Annotated in this window: 1 protein-coding gene and 1 pseudogene; one reads left to right on the top strand and one right to left on the bottom strand. The window is 62.4% G+C overall.

The features are described from left to right. Positions 1 to 71: 71 nt before the first annotated feature. Positions 72 to 1,163, bottom strand: coding sequence for a chorismate synthase (gene aroC / locus OQK_RS19040; RefSeq protein ID WP_016773775.1), 1,092 nt, complete (start codon positions 1,161 to 1,163; stop codon positions 72 to 74). 130 nt (positions 1,164 to 1,293) lie between these two features. Here aroC and OQK_RS19035 point away from each other — a divergent pair. Further along, a pseudogene (locus OQK_RS19035) lies at positions 1,294 to 1,565 on the top strand (alpha/beta hydrolase); the annotation flags it as partial.

The raw sequence follows: 1,565 nt of genomic DNA, 5'->3' as shown, positions 1-1,565 counted from the left end.
AGAAACTGGACAGCCGCCAGTAAGGAAGCGCCGCCACGCCGGTTATGCCGCGACGGCTTTGAGCGCAGCCATCAGAGCTGGCCCAGCACCGGCGTGCTCACGCGCACATCGGCGTTCTGCCCACGGTGGCGCAGCAGGTGATCCATCAGCACGATGGCCATCATCGCTTCGGCGATCGGCGTCGCGCGGATACCGACGCAAGGGTCGTGACGACCCTTGGTGATCACATCGACCGGGTTGCCATTCACGTCGATCGAGCGGCCCGGGGTGGTGATGCTCGAGGTCGGTTTCAACGCCAGATGCGCAACGATTGGCTGGCCGGACGAGATGCCACCGAGGATGCCGCCGGCGTTGTTGCTGAGGAAACCCTCCGGCGTCAGTTCATCGCGGTGTTCGGTTCCGCGCTGGGCGACGCAGTCGAAACCGGCGCCGATCTCGACACCTTTGACCGCGTTGATGCTCATCAGCGCGTGGGCCAGTTCGGCGTCGAGGCGATCGAAGATCGGCTCGCCAAGGCCCGGCATGACCCCTTCGGCGACCACGGTGATCTTCGCTCCGACCGAGTCCTGATCGCGGCGCAACTGGTCCATGTAGGCTTCCAGCTCCGGGACCTTGTCCGGGTCAGGGCTGAAAAAGGCGTTTTCTTCGACCGAATCCCAGGTCTTGAACGGAATTTCGATCGGGCCGAGCTGGCTCATGTAACCGCGAATGACGATGCCCTGACTGGCCAGATACTTCTTGGCGATCGCACCGGCCGCTACGCGCATGGCGGTTTCCCGCGCGGAACTGCGGCCACCGCCGCGATAATCGCGCTCGCCGTATTTGTGGTGATAGGTGTAGTCGGCGTGAGCCGGGCGGAACAGGTCCTTGATCGCCGAGTAGTCCTTGGACTTCTGGTCGGTGTTGCGAATCAGCAGGCCGATCGAGCAACCGGTGGTGCGACCCTCGAACACGCCGGAGAGGATTTCGACTTCATCGGCTTCCTGGCGCTGGGTGGTGTGGCGGCTGGTGCCAGGCTTGCGGCGATCGAGGTCGCGCTGCAGATCTTCCAGGGAAATCTCCAGGCCCGGCGGGCAGCCGTCGACAATGGCGACCAACGCCGGACCATGGCTTTCGCCAGCGGTGGTGACAGTGAACAACTTGCCGTAGGTATTGCCGGACATGCAGGACGCTCCGTGAAATCAAACCCGAATTCTTGATGCGCGCCAGTATACGCAGGCTAACCGAGTAGTTCATCCTCGAACCTTAGTGGTGCTGGCGAGTCCAACCGGCACCTTGACCAATGATGGCGTGATGATGCTGCGAGTTCTGATCTTGAGTCTTACCCTCTTTACCGGCTTTGCCCAAGCGACAGTCCTACAGCGCCCGGTCACTCTGGACACCGGCAGCGGCGAACTTTTCGGTTCGCTGTTGCTGCCCAAGTCCGACAGCCCGGTGCCGATTGTTCTGATGATTTCTGGCTCGGGTCCTACAGATCGCGACGGAAACAACCCCGACGGCGGGCGCAATGACAGCCTCAAGCGCTTGGCCTGGGTGCTGGCCAAACACAACATCGCCAGCGTGCG

Source organism: Pseudomonas sp. R62, from assembly GCF_000257605.1.
Lineage (GTDB): Bacteria > Pseudomonadota > Gammaproteobacteria > Pseudomonadales > Pseudomonadaceae > Aquipseudomonas > Aquipseudomonas atacamensis.
Note: the sequence above shows the minus strand (reverse complement) of the source record. Positions and strands in the feature narration are given on the sequence as shown.